This is a genomic window from Dyadobacter sp. CY347, assembly GCF_021502655.1.
In the GTDB taxonomy this organism is placed as follows: domain Bacteria; phylum Bacteroidota; class Bacteroidia; order Cytophagales; family Spirosomataceae; genus Dyadobacter.
In genome coordinates this window covers 715,675-735,647 of sequence record NZ_JAKFFT010000004.1, presented here as the reverse complement: position 1 = coordinate 735,647, position 19,973 = coordinate 715,675, and the positions used below count along the sequence as shown (strand labels likewise).

Here is a 19,973-nt window from a genome sequence, read left to right as displayed (position 1 = left end):
CGGTTAGCTTAAAACAATGTCTTTCTTCTTCGGATCCCAGCTCACGCGCTTGCCTGTATGAAGTGCCTGCGTTGCCATAATGTTCGCTACCGAGTGATTGAAACCAACACGCGCCGGCGCATTGCTTTCTTTACGGCTGCGGATACATTCCATCCAGTTGCGCATGTGCAGCGACGTCATCGGATCTCCGCCGGTGTTTGCGTCTGTCGCAATTTTATCACCTGCTTTCAGCGACATTTCCGTCAGCAGGTTTGCTTCCATTCCCATTCCTTTGGCATCTTTTGCTTTCAAACCACCTTCGGGAGTAATCTTGTTCGTGTCAAGATTGATCATTCCACCATTCGAGTAATAGTATTCCTTCACGCCGCCAGCTTCGTTATTGAAACGGGATGAATAGATCACCTGGAAGCCTTTTTCTTTGTTATCAAAAGGCCCGTATTCGAAAGCGGCGCTGAAAGTATCCACATTTGTACGGCCATCCTTCCAGGTATAAACGCCGCCATTTGCCACAACATTTCTTGGCGCGTCAAGTCCTGAGAACCAGTGCACTGTGTCAATTTGGTGCGCCATCCATTGTCCCGGTATACCGGAAGAATATGGGTAAAACAAACGGAATTCCAGATAGAATCTTGGGTTCCAGGCCACTTTTGGACGGTTCATTAAGAAACGGTCCCAATCTGTATCTTCTTTTCTGATCTGAGAAACCAGCTCCTTGCGTCTCCAACGACCCGGCTGGTTCACATTCCAGGTCATTTCAACCGTGGTAATGTCCCCGAATTTGCCCGATTTAATGTATTCATAAGCAGCCCAATAGTTGGGTGCACTGCGACGCTGAGAACCAACCTGAACGATTTGTTTCGAAGCTTCAACCGCTTTCAAAGCAACTTTTGCATCTTCCAATGTCTCGGCAAATGGTTTCTCCACATACACATCACGACCCGATTTCACAGCTTCTGCGCAATGCAATGCGTGCTGAAAATCTGCCGTGCTGATAATCACAGCATCTACATCCTTACGGCCCAGCAATTCTTCATTATTTCGTGCTTTTGCAAATTCGGCAGACGCGTAAGGCTTCCCTTTCATAAATGCCTCAGCTTCGTCACGGCGGCGGTTCCAGAGATCGGATACGCCCATAAACTCAAAGTTCAATTCTTTTGCATGATCAGAAAAGCTGGGGGCCAGCGAGCTGCGGAAACGATCGGAAAAACCAATAATCCCTACACGTACGCGGTCATTCGCGCCCAAAATTTTCCGGTAACTTGCTGCGCTAAAAGCATTTGAACCAACAGCAACACCCGCCGAAGCCAGCGCTGCATTTTTTATAAAATCCCTTCTGCTTGTCATGATATTGATCTTAAAAAAGTTAATTTTCAGTTAATGTGCCGCGAGTTTGGCGGGCAATCAGTTGTAAAAAACCTCTGGACTTTTATCTACTCTAAAAAATGTTCTTTTTTGAACCGGAGCACATTATTTTATCTCCTTCACTTTCAAGCTACGGAATGAAACATTGTCCCCGTGATCCTGCAAAAGCAAATTGCCCTGCTGAGAAAGGCCAAATCCTTCGAAGCCTTTATACTTGGATTCCGCTACAAAATCTTTGAATTGCTGCGAACCACGCACATATTCCACCACTTTATATCCATTCAAAAAGTGCTGAACTGTTCCGTCTTTCTGAACGACGATCCGTCCCTGGTGCCACTCGCCGATCTTCTTGACAGCGTTTTTCGGCCTGTCAGCAGGGATCACATCGTAGAAAGAGGCAATGGTGCGGTTTCCGTTTTTACCCAGTTTTGCATCCGGATGTTTTTCATCGTCAAGCACCTGATATTCACAGCCAATGCCCGATTTTCCACCCGAGCTGAATTTCCGATCTACAAAGTATTTTACACCACTATTAGCGCCTTCGGTAAGTTTAAAATCAAATTCAAATTCAAATGCAGGCCCGTATAATTTCTTGGTCACAATGTCATTTCCAGTTTCAGAACCGTCTGATTCTGAGATTGTAATGGTCCCATCGGCGTAATTCCAACGTTTGGAAGGAAATTCAGTTCCACCATATGAACGCCATTGATCAGCTGATTTTCCATCATATAGTAAGGAATAACCCTGTGCTTTTTCAGCGTCATTCAGGGAGTTAGGGATCAGGTTTACAATGCGAATGGTGGCAGCCGGACTTGGTTTCAGATTCGTCGTCTTGATCCGCACATTTTTCCAGCTTACCTGCGTTCCTTCAAGGTCTTTGCTGCCGACGGCATGCACTTGCAGACAGATAAATCCGCTCGGCGTCATATCATCAATCACGTGCGCAACGGGCACGCCGTTCAGGAATGTTCGGATGGACGTTCCGATGGCTTCAATGCGGCATTTGTTCCATGCGTCTTTCTTGAATGCTTTTTTAGCTTCCGGGTTCAGGTCCAGCGGATAAAGCCAGCCGCGGCGTGCTTCGTCATACAGTCCGGCTGAGTAAGCTCGGTCGCTCGGATCGATCTCAACCTGGTAACCATGCACGCGGCCGTTCTGATATTCTGGCTTTGACAAACTTCTGATCTGAATTCCGGAATTCAGTTTATTATCCACTTTTACATCACATTCAAAAATAAAATCACCGTAATCCTTCTCCGTTGTCAGGAAAGAGTTGGGCGTATCGGTGACAGAGGTTCCAACGATGGCGCCGTCTTTTACTTCATATTTAGCTTTTCCATTCAATTGTTTCCAGCCGGTGAGGTCTTTTCCGTTGAAAAGGTTCTCCCATCCGTCTTTCGATTTTTGCGCATTCGCTAATGTCAGGGTGACCAAAAGAAGCAGAATGGTCAGCGGTAATCTTTGTTTTTTCATTTTAAAAAGGAACTCTGTTTGATAAATGACCTTGGTAACGGACTCAATTGGACTTCCGTACATCATCAATATAACGACATTTTACTCACATTACCCTTACAAAACGTACATTCCCACCACACAAGGACTTTTTGCGTGATGGGAATGCGCATTTTATAGCTGCTTTAAAGTTAGTAACCCGGATTCTGAGGGAATGCTGCTGCACCGCCCTCCGTTCTGTCGATCTGTGTTTGCGGGATCGGACGCAGCAAGTGTATCGCTTTTACGTTCGGAGCTGCTTGCGGGTTGTAGTTCTGAACCCTTTCAACCAGGTTACCCCAGCGTTTCAGGTCCATCCAGCGAATTTGCTCACCAAGCAACTCACGTCCACGCTCCTCCATCAGCATTTCCATGTTCATATCCGCCTGCTTAATCTCCATAGCAGCCGCTTTTCCAGGGAATGCAGCCCGGCGACGCACCATATTAATAGCCTCAGTCGCTTCTTTCACCTTGCCAGTAAGCAATTGTGCCTCAGCAAGTAACAAGTAAGTGTCTGCCAACCGGAAACACATATAATCGCGACTTCCCGGTTCGTAAGTACGGTCCGGACGAAGCGGATCGAGGAACTTTCTGTTTGTCGGGAACAGTGCTTCATCATAACGGCTTGGTACCAACACCTGATAGGGCTTTTTAGCGCGTTCAGCCAAAGGCATTTCATAACCCGGAATGAAGATCGCTGTATCGCCTGCTTTGAATGTGACCTCTGTTTTTGAGTTGTCAAATACGTTGGTAAACTTACCCGGGTTGTTTGCTATCCACGTGTCTTTGAATGTCTTTTTATAACGTGAATCATTTACACGATCCGCAAACACAGTTTCAAGACAGTATTTCGTCGGACGCATGCGTTTGAAAGGACGACCATTCAAAATATCCCGGACCATTCCTGCCTGCACATCATACTGCATTCCAAAATAAAGGTGCAAGCTGTTTCCAGTGCTGTTTGTCAGTGGATCCATGGTATACTGGACAGCGAAAACAACTTCATCATGAATCTGATTTCCCTGGTCAAAAACACTCGCAAAATCGGGTAACAGTTTGAATGTGTAATTGTTGATCACATTGGAAGCATAAGTTGCCGCTTTGGAATAATCATCTGCTGCTTTCGAAGTGGAATTGCCTTTTGCCAGATAAACCATAGCCAACAAATGTTCCGCCGCAGGCTTCGTTGCCCGTCCGTAATCTGTTGCTTTTGATTTGGCTTCAAGGTCCGGTAATGCAGATTCCAGGTCAGAAATAATGGTTTTGTAAATCTCCGATTCCGGTGCGCGGGAAGTTTTCTTGGTTGGCAAAATGGTTTCTGTTAACCTCAGGTCCACGCCGCCATATTGCTGCATTAAAAGGAAATAATAATGAGCACGTAAAAACTTCATTTCAGCAACGCGCGCTTTTTTGATGGCGTCCGTAACAGTTGCCTCAGGTGCACGTTCAATGACGGCATTACATACATTAATCCCGCGGTAAGTTTCGTCCCAGATCGTCGCCAGGTAATCCACTGTAGGCTGCAACTGCGCATCGTAAAAGTGGAAACCTTTGTACCCGCCATCGGCGCCTGTCGCATAAAGGTCTGTGCCGAATTCAGTAATGGTAAGGCCCTGCTGCGTTCCATAATAGTTTCGCAGGGAGGAATAAGCTGATTTCGCGGCATCTTCAAAGCCTTTTGGCGTATTAATGTAGTCATTGCCAATGCTTGAAATAACTTTTTCTTCCAGCAGGTCGCTGCACGACTGGCCCATGAGCATCAGTGCCATTAAGCCAATATATTTGTATGATTTTTTGATGTATTTAAATGTCATTTTCGTCAATATTAAATGATGTTAACAAACCTCTCATCATGCTCAGAACTTTACATTAAGGCCGATCGTAGATACGCGCGTGGCCGGCGTTACGCCTGACCCGATGGTTGTGTCCGACGTTTCTGGATCCACGCCATTGTATTTTGAGCGGTATTTTGACCAGATCTTAGGCTGCTGGATACTTGCAAACAAGCGAAGCGACTCCATGCCCAGTTTCTTGGTCAGGCTGTTACTGAAAGTGTAACCGAAGTTGATGTTTCGGATTTTCACAAACGAGCCATCGTAATAGATAATTGCCTGATTGTTAACCGGAAACTCCTGGTCTTTGTTGGGCTGAGGGAACTCGTTGGTTGGATTGTTAGGCGTCCAGTAATCCACATACATTTGCTGGTAACGGCCGGCCAATGCATTGTTGTCCCTGTGGAAACCGCTGATGATCATTTGTCCTTGTCTTGCATAAATGAAGAATGAAAGGTCAAACCCTTTGAAATTGAAACGGTTGGTAATACCACCACTCCAATCCGGCACATCCGAACCCAATTTCTGACGGTCATCTGCATTGATTTTTCCATCTGGCTGTCCCGTCAACTGTCCGTCTGCACTGCGGCCGTTCACGTCTGCAACTTTAATTTGTCCCACACGGCTTCCGTAAGATTTCGCTGCATCCGCTTCGTTCGTCTGCCAAATTCCTGCTTTTTTGTAATCAAAAAACTCAGACAAAGGATAACCGATAAACCACTTGTTACCCAAATCATCTACGGCACCATTGTAAAGCGAAATGATCTCTTCGGTATTTTTGGTGAACTGGAAATCTGTGGTCCATTTAAATCCATTTTTCGCATTGACGTTAATCGTGGAAACGCCCAGTTCAATTCCACGGTTACGTGTTTCACCTACGTTACGCGTCACAGCATTAAAGCCGATAGAGGCAGGCAGCTGATCAGAAAGCAGCAAATCCGTTGTATTTGTTTCATACAATTCAAGAGAACCCTGAACGCGGCCTTTAATGAAACTGAAATCGATACCCACGTTTTTGGTAGCGGAAGATTCCCATCTTAAATCCGGGTTACCGATCGTGTTGGGGCGATATCCGTAAGCTGGCGTGTTATCCCAGGAGTAAATGGTCCTTCCGAGCAAACCTTGAGTTTGATAAGGCGCCACACCCTGGTTACCCACAGATCCGTAGCTTACGCGCAGCTTCAAAAGATCTAGCCAGGAAACACTTTTCATGAAAGGCTCATTTGAAATATTCCAACCCAAGGCAACCCCGGGGAATGTTCCGTATTTTGTGTTTACACCGAAACGGCTGGACCCATCGCGACGGGCAGTGACTGTCACCAGATATTTGTCGTTGTAATCATAGTTTATCCGCGCCATGTAGGAGTTCAAAGTCCAGGGTATTAGCACACTACCGACACCCAGCACAGCATTTGCATTCCCCACACTATAAAATTGCTGGGTTTCTGCGGGTACACCCTGAACTGAAATTGTGTTGGCTTCGAAATTCTCACGCTGCACCGAGTGAAGGGCAGTGATGCCGAGATTGTGTTTGGCTGCAAAGGTTTTGTTATAAGTAACAATGTTTTCCAAAGTCCAGTTAAAACCGAACTGATTGTATATGGAAGCCTGTGGATCTCCGCCTTTTCTTGCATTGGTTTGTGCGCCAATAAAGCGACCACCGCGCTCAACGGCAAAGTCGGGGCCGAAGTTAATGCGGTATTTCAAACCTTCAATGATCTTAACCTCAGTGTAAAGGCTATTGAAAATGCGGTATTTTTTGCGTTCGTCCACCTGTGCGCCTGGGACAATTTCCGCCAACGGGTTTGTCAGCAACGCATCGTTTGTAGGTGCAAAAATGATTTTACCCGCATCATCGTACGCCCTTCCCAGGGGATTTTGGTTCAATGTAAATGAGTATGGGTTCAAATCTTTGCCGTTTCTGATGGAGTACATCAGGTAGGAAGAAATTCCGACTTTCACGCGGCTGTTAATGTTATGGTCAATGTTTGCTCGCAGGGAAGTTCTTGTGTAATCCAATCCTTCCGAAATCCCCTTATCCCTGAAAAAGCCTCCTGAGATATAGAATTGCGTTTTCTCATTTCCACCCTGCACACCCACTGAATGGTTTTGCTGAAAACCCTGACGCAGGATCATATCCTGGTAATCTGTCGTGCGGTTTTTTGCAATCCCGTCCAATTCAACGGCTTCAAACAATTTCGAATCTGCAAAGGCATCAACCTGGCCGGTAGGGACCGGGTATCCATTCGCATCTTTGTAAAGGCTTCCCGCAGCAATCCCGCGACGTGATTCGCGCATGTATTCTGCAAATTCAGGTCCTGAGAAAAGACGGATTTTGTCCAGCGCGTCCGTTACACCCACATACGTATCATAACTTATCGTGGTTTTGCCTTTGGTTGACTCCCCTCTTTTCGTGGTAATCAGCACAACACCGTTGGCGCCCCTTGCACCGTAAATCGCAGTTGCCGTTGCATCTTTCAGGATTTCCATGGACGCCACGTCATTCGGGTTCATATCTTCATAACCTCCCGACACAAAATCAAAAGGCCGAACCGACATTAATTCATTCCGGTCACCTGCCAAAGGGATTCCATCCACCACATATAATGGATTGTTACCTGCATTGAATGAACGTCGGCCGCGGATCAGGATCTTTGGTGTAGATCCCGGCTTACTTCCCGACTGGGAAACGTCCACCCCGGCCACGCGGCCCTGCATCGCCTGGCCAATGTTCGTAATAGGCATTTCGCTGATCTGCTTGGCCGAAACAGACGAGATCGCTCCCGTTGTCTGGCTCTTTTTCTGGCTTCCATAACCCACAACCACAACCTCCGAAAGCGCCTTCATATCCGCTTCCAGTTTAATGTCGACGATGCTTTTTGCACCCACTGCAACTTCCTGAGTAATAAAACCCACCGATGAAAACACCAGTGTTCCGCCAGTATCCGGCACATCAATTTTAAATTTCCCATCTACATCTGTATTCGTCCCGCTTCTGCTCCCCTTCAAAACTACCGACACCCCGGGAATTGGTGTATTGTCTTCTGATGAGGTGATTTTTCCGGAAACAGTTTTGTCGATGGAAAAAACGTGGGTAACGTTAGGCCGGTTCAGTGAAAATGCCTCGGCTGTAAAGCCCGACACCATCATCGCTGCCATGGTCAGACGCAAAGCGCCTCGACCAGTACTGGTAAATTTTCTTTTCATACGCATGGATTGGTGATTGATAAAGTTCTGAATGCTTACTGCTGGACGAAGTTTTCTAAACTTACCCCTAAAAAAATTATATTTATTATTAAAAAAGTTTTAAAGTATATGACCGGTTACAAACTTTCGGTTACATAAATGCAAATCAAAGAGAGGTGATGGAAGTGTTGAGAAAGTTGCCGTGCATTTGCATGCCGTTTTAGAATAATTCCTATAACAACATTTTTTGTACATATAGTACAATTTCAAATGTGGAGTTGAGAATAGTGATAAGTGCCTGAAAGCGGAAGTAAATGCAGCTTTTTATTTATGCAAACGTTATCGGGAACGTTGCCAGAATATTCACGATCAAATATTTTATTGTAAAATATTACCAAATCAATTGAATAAATAATGCAGTTAGAGTAAATGCAATGCATTCAATTTTGCACTATACTAATATTGGTAATGCAGATACGCCGGAAGCCGCAGGCGCTAGTTGATAATTGAGAAGAAAAAGAAAGCAAGCAGAATGAGGAGTGCCATAGAGATAACGCCGAGTACAATGCTGCTGGACGCCATTGGTTTTTTGAACGTACCAACCCCCGCTTGTCCGGGATCACGCTCGGTAATGATATCCAATGAACTCCTGATCCTTCCCCAAATTGAATTAACCTCCTGATTTGAAAGGGAATCGGGCTTCCAGTCGGATGCGAGCAACACAAGTTCCCTGGCTTTGGCGACGGTCTCTTTCATGGCAGGATATTTCACCATCCAGCCTTCCCAAAAAGTGCGGATAGGTGGATCATCAGGAAACCGGACCCATCTAATGAACAGGTTTTCCATCGCTAACTCTTCCGCCGATAACTCCGAAAACGGTTTCATTTCAAGCACATTATTAATTCCAAAAGGCACATTCCCTTTGGTAGAAAAATCGAAAATCCATTTGCAAAAGACCGCACAAACAATAACAGCCCGGGATCAGCGAATTTTATAAATAAGAGAATCCGGGCGGGTTTATACTCAAAAAGGCTTCTTAAAAGACTAAATGATGATCACGGTTATTCCAAATTCTAATTTCGGAGATGAGGCTGGCTGACGGGCAACTAAACGCATTTTTTCCGTACATTTGCGGCCTGTTTTGTTGACTATAAGGACCAAAATATATCCAATGACCTCGCATCAAATACGTCAGGCTTTTCTTGATTTTTTTCGGAGTAAACAACATTTAATTGTGCCTTCGGCACCTTTGGTGGCTAAAAACGACCCTACCCTCATGTTTAACAACTCGGGTATGGCGCAGTTTAAAGACTTCTTTCTGGGCAATGGCACGCCTCCTTCCCGCCGCATTGCAGATACTCAGAAATGCCTCCGGGTTTCAGGAAAACACAATGATTTAGAGGACGTTGGATTTGATACTTATCACCATACCATGTTCGAAATGCTGGGTAACTGGTCTTTTGGTGATTATTTCAAAAAAGAGGCAATTACCTGGGCGTGGGAGCTTTTAACAGAAGTTTACCAACTTCCGAAAGACCGGCTTTATGTCTCTGTTTTTGAGGGCGATTCCAAAGATGGCGTTCCTTTTGACCAGGAAGCCTGGGATCTTTGGAAACCGATCGTGGGTGAAGACCGCATTATTTTAGGAAATAAAAAAGACAATTTCTGGGAAATGGGCGACACAGGCCCTTGCGGTCCGTGCTCCGAAATTCATATTGATTTGCGTCCTGCTTCCGAAGTGGCCGAAATCTCCGGAAAATCGCTGGTTAATAATGATCATCCCCAGGTTGTGGAGATCTGGAACCTGGTTTTCATGCAGTTTGAGCGCAAAGCCGACAGCTCACTGGTGCCGCTTCCCGCTACACACGTGGATACGGGAATGGGCTTTGAACGCTTGTGTATGGCGGTTCAGGCTAAGACTTCCAATTATGATACAGACGTTTTTCAAAACACAATTCAGGTTTTGGAAACATTATCCGGCAAAAGATACGGAGCTGGCGATGAGCCATTTGCAGACATTGCTATGCGCGTCATTGCCGACCATATCCGGGCAGTAGCATTTGCGATCACGGATGGTCAGCTGCCTTCCAATAACAAAGCCGGTTACGTGATCCGCCGGATTTTGCGTCGCGCGGTTCGTTATGGTTATTCATATCTTGGTTTCCAGGAGCCGTTTTTCTACAAGCTGGTTGCGGTTTTGGCGGATCAGTTCAAAGATGTATTCACAGATCTGAAATCGCAGGAAGAATTTGTGACGCGGGTGATCCTGGAAGAAGAAAAGAGCTTTTTGAGAACATTGGAATCCGGTTTGAAGCGCCTTGATGTCATTGTTAATTCACTAAAAGAAAAAGGCATTAATACGATTGCTGGTGATGAGGTTTTTGAATTGAGCGACACATTTGGTTTCCCGGTTGATCTTACTGCCCTGATTGCAAGGGAAAAAGGCTTTCAGATTGATGAACTTGGCTTTCACGACGCATTAACCGCACAAAAAAACCGGTCAAGACAGGATGCTGCGAAAGAAGCAACGGACTGGATTGAGTTGCGTGAAGCAGATGGCGTTGAGTTTTTGGGTTATGATTTTGAAGAAACGCACAGCCAGATCATTAAATACCGGAAGGTAAAAACGAAAACGGGCGAGGAATATCACATTGTCCTGGACCGCACGCCGTTTTATGCTGAAATGGGCGGCCAGGTTGGCGACTCGGGCGTCCTGCTCCTGGATAACGGTCTGGCGGATGGCAAAAAGACGATCCGGATTATTGATACCAAGAAAGAAAACGACCTTTTTGTACATATTTCCCAGGATAAAAACCTGGACGATGCATTGCAAAATGCAGGAATCATTGTCGCTAAAATCGATAGCGACCGCCGTGAAAAGATCAAGGCAAACCACTCGGCCACGCACTTGATGTTATCGGCGATGCGGGAGGTTTTGGGCACGCACATAGGTCAGAAAGGTTCTTATCTTAATGATGAAGTGCTCCGGTTCGACTTCTCGCACTTTACGAAAGTGACTGACGAGGAACTGCAAAAAATTGAAGATCGCGTCAATGAAAAGATCCGCGAAGACATTGCATTGGATGAAAGAAGGAATGTGCCGATCAAGCAGGCATTAGAACAGGGTGCAACGGCAACATTTGGTGAAAAATATGGCGATTTCGTTCGTCTGATCATTTTCGACCCGAATTACTCCTTTGAACTTTGCGGTGGAACCCACATTCCGTCAACTGGCCAGATCGGTGTTTTCAAATTTGTTTCCGAAGGATCGGTTTCCGCTGGCGTACGGCGTGTGGAGGCGGTTACGGGTGCGAAGGCGCTCGAAATTATGCGCGAGCAAGAAGCAACTTTGACCAAAATCGAAGATTTGCTCAAAAACCCAACAGATCTGATCAAAGCTGTGGAGAGCCTGCTAGACGAGCGCAATGCTTTGCAAAAAAGGATTGTTTCCCTTGAGAACGAAAAGATCCAGTCGCTGAAAACGACATTGATCGATAACATGAAAAAGCACAGCACATTCAATCTGATCGTTGAGAAAGTGGATGTGCCAAACGCTGACTCCCTGAAACAATTGTCTTATGAATTACGCGATCAGATCGAGAACCTGATTGCTGTTTTCGGAACAGAAATCGCTGGTAAGCCGCAACTTTCCGTGTTTATTGCTGAAAATATTGTTCAGGAAACGGGTTTGAATGCGGGTAAGATCGTGAAAGACCTTGCGAAAGAAATTCGTGGCGGCGGCGGAGGTCAGCCATTTTTTGCAACGGCTGGCGGTTCGGACGCAAGCGGACTGGACGCAGCATTGGATAAGGCAAAAGGACTTTTCTAGTCAGTAATATGTTTTAATTTTTAAGGTGTTAGGTTATTAAACACCTGATTTTAAGATACAGAATACAAAAAGAGCGATGCCAAAATTGGCGTCGCTCTTTTGATTTAAGGACTATAATAAGAACCTAATTACTCCTCAGCTTTCAATTGTCCCCTGATTTCTCCCTGAGGATATTTCGCCGAGTGAATGTTCACGTAATACAAACCAGCTTTCAGGTCGGCAACCTGGGCCTCGGTTAATGTGTCTTTAAATGCAAAGGGTGAGGTAAAAGTTGTTCCGAAATCAATCACAACCGCTCCTGCTGAATCGGCCGGCGCTTTGTGAATGTGCCATGCTGTTGGCGTAAAAGTGGAATCTGTCGAAGTGGAGTCCGACGAAGCAGAATCGCTGTACATAATGTTCAAGCTTAAAATCCTGCTTTCCTGATCTAACGTACCATCTACTGAACCGGTCGCGGTTGATGGGTTAGCTGGGACTTCGTTTGCCCCGGAAAGTGTCGTGCTCACTTTCAGTTCGGGCAATACGGGAGTCGGGTCTGTTACTTCATCGTCATCACTACATCCTACCATCGCGGCGATAAAAAACACACCCAAAAATGCTAATTTTCTCATAATGCTTTGTTTTCGTAAATAATTGGTTTGGCTGCTTATATTAAAAACCTGCTCCTGCCAAAACATCCGCTTACAAACTACTGACTATGAAAAGATTACAATTTTACATCTAATATGAAAATTGGGGACTAACTCACACCATTTGCTGAATTATACAACATTTATATGCTTTTTTGTGGGTAAAGTTGCAGGAAAACCAAATTTCCATCGGTTATGAGACCAAAGCCATAACTCCGGCTGATGCCTGATATTCTTTTCCAACTCTGTATAATACAATTTCATTATTTCCGTTTCAGACATTTTTGCTGCATCTTTTACAAGCAGATTGAAACGGAAATTGTATCGGTTCACGCCCTGTTTTTGTACATTCAGATACACCACAGCACTATTTCGCCGGATGGCCATCCGCGCCGCACCTGTTTGTATATACGTATTGTAATTATATTCCGCATTATAATATAAACTGAATACCGGTGTTGAATCCGAGATGAACACCCTGGAAGTCTTTCGAACTGTCGTTTTTCCAGATGTATTTTTTGACAAGATCAAGATCATTATCCCGTTTGTAATTCACGTAGTTAATGGTCGGGCCCGCGAAGATTTCGAGTTTGCTACCAATTTTATAAGCCGGGATAATGCGCAGAGAGTTCTTGAAGTAATGGGCCTTTTTGAAGTTAGAAAGTGAATGGCTCACAGCTTCGAGATTAAGCCTGACATGATCAGCCAGCTTAATGTGTGCTCCTAAACCTGCTTCTACTGCATACAAATCATGTTTACTATCTTTCAAGTTATAACCAACCCCAGCAATCCCATACAAAACGCGGCCACCGGAACGGAATGAGGCAATGGTCGTCATGGATTCGTCAACCGTTAATGCAATGGATTTTTCACCGCTTTTGATAAAATTAAAAATGGCGATCGGATAATCGCTGGTGTCGGCAATGTTGACTAAACCAGCGAGCTGGATGCCTTTTACATTCTTTGCAATGTTAGCAAAACCAGCAACCTGCGCGTTCACATTCTTGCCCTTGTTCATAAATCCGCTAAGCTGCAAGCCTTTTGCGTCATTGCGCGAAATGTTCGCAAAACCAGCCATTTGCACTGATTGCGAGCTTCCTGCCAGATTCATAAAACCGGCGATTTGCGCGCCTTTTGCTTCATTTTTTATAATATTTCCAAAACCCGCCATCTGGATCCCGTCGGCATTGTTGCCGATAATGTTAGCCCCTCCCGCGATCTGAATTCCTTTTGCATTGTTTGAAATCAGGTTCACCGCGCCAGCCACTTGCAAGCCGGAAGCATCTTGGTTGATCAAGTTGGCTGCTCCGGAGATCGCCACACCTGTTTCTGATTTGGAAAGTCCCGCTATGGCGTGCAGTGAAAAACGGTTTGTATAGGAAGCAGCGTTCTTGCCATTGGTACTCAGCGGATAAATAAATCCAACATGCACCACCGATGTAGTGTCGTTTTGACCAAAAGAAACAAATGAAACGCCGAATAAAAATATGCCGGTAAAAAGCGCCTTAGCTGCCAAAAAACTTAAATTTTTCATGGGAATGTATTTAAAAAAGAAATCATTTAAACACATACAGCCCTCAGGAACCCAAAATTGCAGGCCTTCAATCCGGTCCCATTGCCGTATGCAAAGTACCGACAACGTGAAAGGGGCTTACCCTAGAAATTTGAAAGAAAAATGTTTTAAGAACGGTATTAAGCTTATAAAACTCTTTTTGGTTGATTCTGCTTTCATGGCATAATTGATTTTGCTATTTTTGGTTATAATCGGGACACTATAACATTAAGATGATGATGACTACGGAAGAATTGCGTTTGAATGGGCATTTGAAGGATCTTCGTTTGGAAACATTTGAGAAGGGATTTCCATTCATGCTTCAAGATTCAAATATTACTAGCGAGGGCTTCATCTATGAGTTTGCTGACGGTTCTATGAAATTAATGACCCTGGCAGACGATATGCAAACGATCGTTGAGGTAAGAGCATTAACAACCGGCGAGATTGCTGGTGTTCGAAAAAAGCTCGATCTGCCTGCATTTCAGTATGCCTGAGCTTTTCGTTATCACTGGCCCAAACGGTGCCGGAAAGTCCTCAAACGCAAATGTTTTAATTCCAAAACCAACGGTCTCTCCTGTTTTTGACGGTGATAAATTATTTTATCACCTGCTGGACAAGCATTATAAGGTGACTAAAGTTGCCAAACAGGCGCGCGAATTGGCAGAGGATGAACTTCAATTAATCTTTGCCGAACAGGTTGGTAAGGCGATTTCAGGAAATTTGGATTATGCTTACGAAGGACATTTCAACACAGAAAACTCCTGGCAAAATATCCGAAAGTTCCGAGAAGCAGGATATAAAATTAATATGACTTTTCTGGCACTTGACAATGTTAACACATCTTTGCAGAGAGTTGCTGTGAGGGTGTCGCAGGGCGGACATTATGTTGCGCCCGCCCATATTTACGAGAACTTTTATGGTAATATCAAGTTCCTGGATCAAAATTTATCCCTGATAGATCAGCTCACTATCATCGATAACAGTTCCATAAATTCCGTTCATATTCTGACATTAGAAAATGCGAAAATCAGTTTCATCAGGAAGACTAAGTTGCCGGCGTGGATGAAAAACGATATGCCAGAGCTTATGAAGATAATAATGCATTGCGACAAGAATTAACAATTACAACCTTCCATAACGCCAGCTCAAACCGCCTTGCCAGCCGATCCAGGACGTCATGTTTTTGTTGCCCATTTTGAAGTTTGGGTAACCTTTCGGAGGGAAGGTTTTGTAGCCATTTTCGGTTTGGAAGCCGTCGCTGTCGTATATTGTGAATGATGGGCCGGCGAAGAACATCAGGCGTTTATTGAGCTTGTACGTGAGGGCCGTTTGGAGGCGGTAAATGAATGGCAGCTCGTCCCAGCTGGTGGTGTAAATGTTCTGGTTGAGAAGCTCGGTGAAGAAGCCAAGCTTTTTGAATGGAAAAAACTCCCGCCCTATCCCTGCGCCAAATGTCAGGACTTTATTCTGTCCGCCCGTGGTGGTGCCGATCATGAGCATGCTGTAAAATTTGTGCGTACCCATCTTCCAGGCCACATTAATTGGCGCGACTTCATTGGCATAAACAGAAATATTGGAAGTGCTTCTTTTAATAATGTTGATCAATCCCAGACTCAATCCTGAAGAACTGTCTGCAATGTTAACAATGCCCAGCTGCGTTCCGTGGAGGCGTTTGGCGACATTGATGGCCGCCAACTGAAACCCGCGCACCTCATTTTTAACAATGTTAATCCCGCCGGTGATCTGACCGCCTGACAAATCCCCTTTCACAAAATTAACACCACCAGCAACCTGCACGCCGTTGAAATCTTCCGCAGCGTGGTTGTATGCGCCGGAAATCTGCGCGCCGCTCGATTTGCTCCCAAGAATGCTCATTGCACCCGAGACCTGCACACCATGCAATGGCCCTGCGGAACGACTCAAAAAACCGCTTACCTGCGCGCCACGAACGTTTTTCTTCACAATCCCAGCAAATCCGGAAACCTGGGCTCCACTCAGCGAGTCAAGAATGTGATTCAGAAATCCCGCGACCTGAGCGCCTTTTACATCACCTGATACGACATTGAAAAGCCCCGCGATCTGGGCATAACGCACATCCTGCTTTGAAATGTTGAAGCCTCCTGCTATTTCTGCACCATTCACGCCAGCCGTATAGCCGCCCAGCAAATTGAGGGAAAATTTATTTACGACCTGCGAACTCATCCTGCCATGCGTCCCTAACCCCGGCGTTAATGATGCCTGGTAAGGCAATGCAACGAAGAACCGGCCAATGTTACGGCTTTGTGCCCGAAGTTTAGCAGAAAGGAAAAACCGGCCAAGCCAGGTAGATTCGCCTTCGGAATAGCGGACGATGAGCGGGTCCAGGTCAACGGCTTTTTGCAAAATATTAATTCGCAGATCTGCACTTTCCTGGTTGATCACAATTGTAGTATCGCCATAGCCTACTTTACTGATTGACAGATTCAAAGGCAAGCTCCGGTCCTTAATTCGAATCCTGAAATGTCCGGCGTCGTCCGTCAATGTTGAAACCAGTAACTCCCGTGAATAAACGCTGGCATAATCAATGGGCGCATTTGTCTCCTGATCAAAAAGATGACCGCTGATATAGAACACTTTTTCCTTTGCCGCAGGAAGGATAATCAGGTAATCGCCCTTTTCCCTGTACTGATATTTATTGGCGAATAACTGATCTAGAACCTGCTTAACCGATTGATTTGCAGGACTTAATGTAACTAAGCTGTCACCGGAGATAATGTTGCTGTTATAGGAAAAGTAAAATTTCCCCTGATCACTGATGTTTTTTAGAACTTCTGAAACGGGCTGTTTTTTTGCAGATATGGTTACGGTTTTATTCAGAATGCCCTGTGCGTAGGCTGCACAGGGCATAATTAGCATGACGATGATGAATTTTATCGTATTGAGTAGCGTAAAAGTCTGATTCATTCCGAAAGATAAGTCCTATTTCAAAATGATCTGCTCTCCCCTATGCTCAACTTTTATTGTTAATGTTTCACCGATCAGGCTTAATGTGCTGTCCAGCGATTTTTTATCAAATGTTGTATTGATAGGCATGTTGTTCAGTCGTTCGTTTCCTATCATAATGTTGGCGGCGTACGTTTCATTCAGGATTTCAACCAGTCTCCACAAAGGTGTGTCGTTGCAAACGAGCTTGTTTGTCCTGTAATATTGGTAAAAATCATCTTCCGTTTCATCCTTAACCAATGCGGGACTGGCTTTGATAACCGTTGCTTTTTGTTTCGGACTAATGCGCACAAATTCATTGTTTTTCGTCACTTCTACCAAACCGGTTTCTACGATCACCTCAGTTTTCTTTGCATTATCTTTTACATTAAAACTAGTCCCCAAAACCTTCACTGTCATGTCGTTAACAGAAATTATAAATGGTTTTGCTCTGTCTTTCGTAACCTCAAAAAATGCTTCCCCAGTCAATGCAACTTCCCGTTTTCTGCCAGTGAATTCAGCAGGATAAGAAATACTTGATTGTTTATTCAAAGTCACAATTGAGCCGTCGGGTAATGTATCGGTTACGGTTTGCGCTCCTGATCGAACTGTCAGCATCTGACTCTCTGCATTTTGCCCCAAAAATAAATACGCAAGCCAGCCTGTACACAATGTTGAGGCGATTAGCGCTGCAACTCTCCGGAAAGCAAACGACTTTTTCGGTTCATTAAGCGGGATAACCGGCATTTCTTGCCTTTCCTTCTGCGTCCGTTTGCGGAATCGCTCCCAGGCTGCATTTTCATCAATTGTGCTTTTTGCCGCCAGATTCTTACTCTGGTTCCAGATCATTTCAAATTGCTCAAAATACCGCTGGTTATCGTCACTATCGGACAACCATTGGTTAATCTCGATCTGTTCTGCGACGCTCGCCTCGTCAAGCAATGCCTTGACAAGCAGGTCGTCTATATTGTAATTCAGTTCTTTATGCATGACTGACACGGATTAGCTGAGGAGAAATAAAAGGATTGATGCGGGCAAGAAATCAACCAGTTTCAGGCGCAGAAGACGCAGCGCCTTACCCATTTGATTTTCTACTGTTTTTAATGGCAATTGCAGGCGATCGGCGATTTCCTGGTATTTCAGCTCTTCGAAGCGGCTCATCTGGAAAATCGTTCTGCACTTTTCGGGTAATTCTTTGAGGGCCTTGTCCAGACGCTGTTCAAGCTCTTTCAGTTCCAGCGGATGGGATGTGTTGTTGCTGTGTTCCATTTGGTGCATTGCGTACGTTTGATAGGCGTCCCTGACTTTCAAATGCTTGATATAATTAAGGCTTTCATGATAAACCGAGCGATACAGATAGCCGCTGACGGATTCTCTGATTTCAATGTGGTCCGTTTTTTCCCAAAGGCGGCAAAAAACATTTTGCACCATTTCCTCGGCCATAATATCATCCCGCAGAATGGTGCAGGCATAAGCGTGGAGGCCCTTAAAATGTGCTTTAAACACCCTCTCAAACTCCGCTTCCCGATCCCTGCTTAAAAATGTCACGTGATCCGCGATGGCTACGTTCATTGCATTGATTGATTACTGATAAAAAATAAGCGCCCGACTCAGGCTGTTCATTGGAATGACAACCAGTCGGGCGCTTACCCTAAATTTTCCGGAAAGTATTTCCGGTAGTAATTTGATCTATTGCTTTTTAGACGCTTTTAGCGAGTCGGCTTTATTGCTTTTGTAACGTTTGTCAGGCGTGCCGTCTTTTTTCAGGTTTTTGTTTTCACTGTAACGCTTATCCGGCGTGCCGTCGGCTTTAAGTTTCTTGTTTTCGCTGTAACGCTTGTCGGGCGTTCCGTCGGCTTTTACCTTGATAGTTGTTTTGTCGTTCCCGGTCTGCTTGGTCGACACGGTTGTTTTTGTGGTCGCTGGTTTTTGAGCTGGTGTTGCGGTTTGCGCGAACGAAGGCGCAGCAACCGCCATAAATGCAACCAGGATCAATGCTTTCAAGTTTTTCATTTTCATCGGATTAAAGTGTGACAAATGTGGATCATAATCATAGCAAGTAATAAAAAAATCCAGCCAGAGATGATCGAAGAATTGAATTTAATGATGATTTAATCCAAAAAATTTCCTAACGACCGTTACCATTTCTAAAAGCTGACGTCTCAATAGCATTTAAATCAAATGCTATGACAACAAAAAACACATCCATCCAAGTAGCAGGCCAGGAGATCGCCCTGATTAACATTAATGATAGTGATTTCATATCACTGACTGACATTGCCAAGCACAAAAATATGGAATCTGCGGGTCAGATTATTTCTAACTGGCTCAGGACCAGATTCACAGTTGAATTCATGGGACTTTGGGAGCAACTACATAATCCAGATTTTAAACTACTCGAATTCGAGGGGTTTAAAAATGATGCGGGAAGCAATTCATTCGTTTTATCTCCTAAACTATGGATCGATAAAACGGATGCTATTGGCCTAATTTCCAGAAGTGGAAGACACGGAGGAGGCACATTTGCGCATAAGGATATTGCCTTTGAATTTGCGTCCTGGATCTCTCCTTCATTCAAACTGTATTTGATCAAAGAATTTCAGCGCTTGAAACTGGATGAAAGCACTCGGTTGAACCAAAGCTGGAACTTGCAAAGAACGCTGGCAAAAGTTAACTATACCATTCATACTGATGCGATCAAAGCGAATCTTATCCCAAAATCCCTCACCAGGGAACAATTTGCCGCCATATATGCAAGTGAAGCTGATCTGCTTAACATGGCGCTTTTTGGAATGACTGCAAAAGAATGGCGTATCCAAAATCGAGGCATCGCGGGCAATATGCGAGACCATGCTTCCATTGAGCAACTAGTCATTTTGTCAAATTTAGAGAGCATTAATGCGATGCTCATTCAGCAAGGATTTAGTGCGTCTCAGAGATTAGCTCAACTGAATCAAATTGCTATTACCCAAATGCAGTCGCTCTTGAATTCTTCGCATTTGAAAAAATTAAAATGAGTGTTCGATAAATTAAGTGAGATACTGATATAGGTAATCCCATTCAGCCCATAGAGAACAACATTTAAATTGTATTTTTGTATAAACAAAATCTATTGACCTGCGAGGCGT

16 protein-coding genes are annotated in these 19,973 nt (G+C 44.7%); 4 read left to right on the top strand and 12 right to left on the bottom strand.

The features are described from left to right. Positions 1 to 3: 3 nt before the first annotated feature. The 5 genes from L0659_RS11145 to L0659_RS11125 form a co-directional block, all read right to left on the bottom strand. Complete coding sequence (locus L0659_RS11145) at positions 4 to 1,344, bottom strand: Gfo/Idh/MocA family protein (RefSeq protein WP_235126058.1); 1,341 nt, start codon at positions 1,342 to 1,344, stop codon at positions 4 to 6. A gap of 123 nt (positions 1,345 to 1,467) precedes the next feature. Continuing rightward, positions 1,468 to 2,835, bottom strand: a complete 1,368-nt coding sequence (locus L0659_RS11140) for a DUF1080 domain-containing protein (RefSeq protein ID WP_235126057.1) — start codon at positions 2,833 to 2,835, stop codon at positions 1,468 to 1,470. A gap of 170 nt (positions 2,836 to 3,005) precedes the next feature. Continuing rightward, complete coding sequence (locus L0659_RS11135; protein WP_235126056.1) at positions 3,006 to 4,667, bottom strand: RagB/SusD family nutrient uptake outer membrane protein; 1,662 nt, start codon at positions 4,665 to 4,667, stop codon at positions 3,006 to 3,008. Positions 4,668 to 4,709: 42 nt separating this feature from the next. Beyond that, entirely contained in the window at positions 4,710 to 7,892 is a 3,183-nt protein-coding gene (locus L0659_RS11130) for a SusC/RagA family TonB-linked outer membrane protein (protein WP_409018953.1), read from the bottom strand. Positions 7,893 to 8,366: 474 nt separating this feature from the next. Beyond that, a complete protein-coding gene (locus L0659_RS11125; RefSeq protein ID WP_235126054.1) occupies positions 8,367 to 8,756 on the bottom strand; it encodes a hypothetical protein in 390 nt (129 codons plus the stop codon). A gap of 286 nt (positions 8,757 to 9,042) precedes the next feature. On the opposite strand from L0659_RS11125, the gene alaS reads away from it, so the two are divergent. Then, the gene (gene alaS / locus L0659_RS11120; protein WP_235126053.1) at positions 9,043 to 11,700 is read left to right on the top strand and encodes an alanine--tRNA ligase; all 2,658 of its coding nucleotides are present in this window, start codon (positions 9,043 to 9,045) and stop codon (positions 11,698 to 11,700) included. A 128-nt stretch (positions 11,701 to 11,828) separates the two neighbouring features. Here alaS and L0659_RS11115 read toward each other — a convergent pair whose 3' ends face one another. From L0659_RS11115 to L0659_RS11110, 3 genes are all read right to left on the bottom strand, one after another. Further along, positions 11,829 to 12,311: a CHRD domain-containing protein gene (locus tag L0659_RS11115; RefSeq protein ID WP_235126052.1), complete on the bottom strand. Its 483-nt coding sequence runs from the start codon at positions 12,309 to 12,311 to the stop codon at positions 11,829 to 11,831. Positions 12,312 to 12,461: 150 nt separating this feature from the next. After that, on the bottom strand, positions 12,462 to 12,866 hold the full coding sequence (locus tag L0659_RS26535; protein WP_409018951.1) for a hypothetical protein: 405 nt from the start codon (positions 12,864 to 12,866) through the stop codon (positions 12,462 to 12,464). After that, on the bottom strand, positions 12,763 to 13,863 hold the full coding sequence (locus tag L0659_RS11110) for a hypothetical protein (protein ID WP_235126051.1): 1,101 nt from the start codon (positions 13,861 to 13,863) through the stop codon (positions 12,763 to 12,765). The genes L0659_RS26535 and L0659_RS11110 overlap by 104 nt, the downstream gene beginning before the upstream one ends. 251 nt (positions 13,864 to 14,114) lie before the next feature. Between L0659_RS11110 and L0659_RS11105 the strand changes: the two genes are divergently transcribed. Both L0659_RS11105 and L0659_RS11100 read left to right on the top strand, forming a co-directional pair. Next, positions 14,115 to 14,378: a hypothetical protein gene (locus L0659_RS11105; protein WP_235126050.1), complete on the top strand. Its 264-nt coding sequence runs from the start codon at positions 14,115 to 14,117 to the stop codon at positions 14,376 to 14,378. Then, positions 14,335 to 15,003, top strand: a complete 669-nt coding sequence (locus L0659_RS11100) for a zeta toxin family protein (RefSeq protein ID WP_235126049.1) — start codon at positions 14,335 to 14,337, stop codon at positions 15,001 to 15,003. Before L0659_RS11105 ends, L0659_RS11100 begins: the two co-directional genes overlap by 44 nt. Before the next feature lie 3 nt (positions 15,004 to 15,006). On the opposite strand, the gene L0659_RS11095 is transcribed toward L0659_RS11100, so the two are convergent. The 4 genes from L0659_RS11095 to L0659_RS11080 all read right to left on the bottom strand — a co-directional run bounded on the left by L0659_RS11095 (position 15,007) and on the right by L0659_RS11080 (position 18,858). Next, on the bottom strand, positions 15,007 to 16,827 hold the full coding sequence (locus L0659_RS11095; protein ID WP_235126048.1) for an STN and carboxypeptidase regulatory-like domain-containing protein: 1,821 nt from the start codon (positions 16,825 to 16,827) through the stop codon (positions 15,007 to 15,009). 15 nt (positions 16,828 to 16,842) lie between these two features. Continuing rightward, positions 16,843 to 17,835, bottom strand: a complete 993-nt coding sequence (locus L0659_RS11090; RefSeq protein WP_235126047.1) for a FecR family protein — start codon at positions 17,833 to 17,835, stop codon at positions 16,843 to 16,845. 12 nt (positions 17,836 to 17,847) lie between these two features. Beyond that, complete coding sequence (locus tag L0659_RS11085) at positions 17,848 to 18,417, bottom strand: RNA polymerase sigma-70 factor (protein WP_235126046.1); 570 nt, start codon at positions 18,415 to 18,417, stop codon at positions 17,848 to 17,850. Between the two features lie 117 nt (positions 18,418 to 18,534). Then, positions 18,535 to 18,858, bottom strand: coding sequence for a hypothetical protein (locus L0659_RS11080; protein ID WP_235126044.1), 324 nt, complete (start codon positions 18,856 to 18,858; stop codon positions 18,535 to 18,537). Between the two features lie 173 nt (positions 18,859 to 19,031). Here L0659_RS11080 and L0659_RS11075 point away from each other — a divergent pair, with 173 nt between their 5' ends. Further along, entirely contained in the window at positions 19,032 to 19,862 is an 831-nt protein-coding gene (locus L0659_RS11075) for a KilA-N domain-containing protein (protein ID WP_235126042.1), read from the top strand. The last annotated feature ends 111 nt before the right edge of the window (positions 19,863 to 19,973 follow it).

What these genes read in the sequence shown, in the direction of transcription:
- L0659_RS11145 (WP_235126058.1), bottom strand. Translation starts at nt 1,344, where the DNA reads ATGACAAGCAGAAGGGATTTTATAAAAAATGCAGCGCTGGCTTCGGCG.
- L0659_RS11140 (WP_235126057.1), bottom strand. Translation starts at nt 2,835, where the DNA reads ATGAAAAAACAAAGATTACCGCTGACCATTCTGCTTCTTTTGGTCACC.
- L0659_RS11135 (WP_235126056.1), bottom strand. Translation starts at nt 4,667, where the DNA reads ATGACATTTAAATACATCAAAAAATCATACAAATATATTGGCTTAATG.
- L0659_RS11130 (WP_409018953.1), bottom strand. Translation starts at nt 7,892, where the DNA reads ATGAAAAGAAAATTTACCAGTACTGGTCGAGGCGCTTTGCGTCTGACC.
- L0659_RS11125 (WP_235126054.1), bottom strand. Translation starts at nt 8,756, where the DNA reads ATGAAACCGTTTTCGGAGTTATCGGCGGAAGAGTTAGCGATGGAAAAC.
- alaS (WP_235126053.1), top strand. Translation starts at nt 9,043, where the DNA reads ATGACCTCGCATCAAATACGTCAGGCTTTTCTTGATTTTTTTCGGAGT.
- L0659_RS11115 (WP_235126052.1), bottom strand. Translation starts at nt 12,311, where the DNA reads ATGAGAAAATTAGCATTTTTGGGTGTGTTTTTTATCGCCGCGATGGTA.
- L0659_RS26535 (WP_409018951.1), bottom strand. Translation starts at nt 12,866, where the DNA reads ATGATCTTGATCTTGTCAAAAAATACATCTGGAAAAACGACAGTTCGA.
- L0659_RS11110 (WP_235126051.1), bottom strand. Translation starts at nt 13,863, where the DNA reads ATGAAAAATTTAAGTTTTTTGGCAGCTAAGGCGCTTTTTACCGGCATA.
- L0659_RS11105 (WP_235126050.1), top strand. Translation starts at nt 14,115, where the DNA reads ATGATGATGACTACGGAAGAATTGCGTTTGAATGGGCATTTGAAGGAT.
- L0659_RS11095 (WP_235126048.1), bottom strand. Translation starts at nt 16,827, where the DNA reads ATGAATCAGACTTTTACGCTACTCAATACGATAAAATTCATCATCGTC.
- L0659_RS11090 (WP_235126047.1), bottom strand. Translation starts at nt 17,835, where the DNA reads ATGCATAAAGAACTGAATTACAATATAGACGACCTGCTTGTCAAGGCA.
- L0659_RS11085 (WP_235126046.1), bottom strand. Translation starts at nt 18,417, where the DNA reads ATGAACGTAGCCATCGCGGATCACGTGACATTTTTAAGCAGGGATCGG.
- L0659_RS11080 (WP_235126044.1), bottom strand. Translation starts at nt 18,858, where the DNA reads ATGAAAAACTTGAAAGCATTGATCCTGGTTGCATTTATGGCGGTTGCT.
- L0659_RS11075 (WP_235126042.1), top strand. Translation starts at nt 19,032, where the DNA reads ATGACAACAAAAAACACATCCATCCAAGTAGCAGGCCAGGAGATCGCC.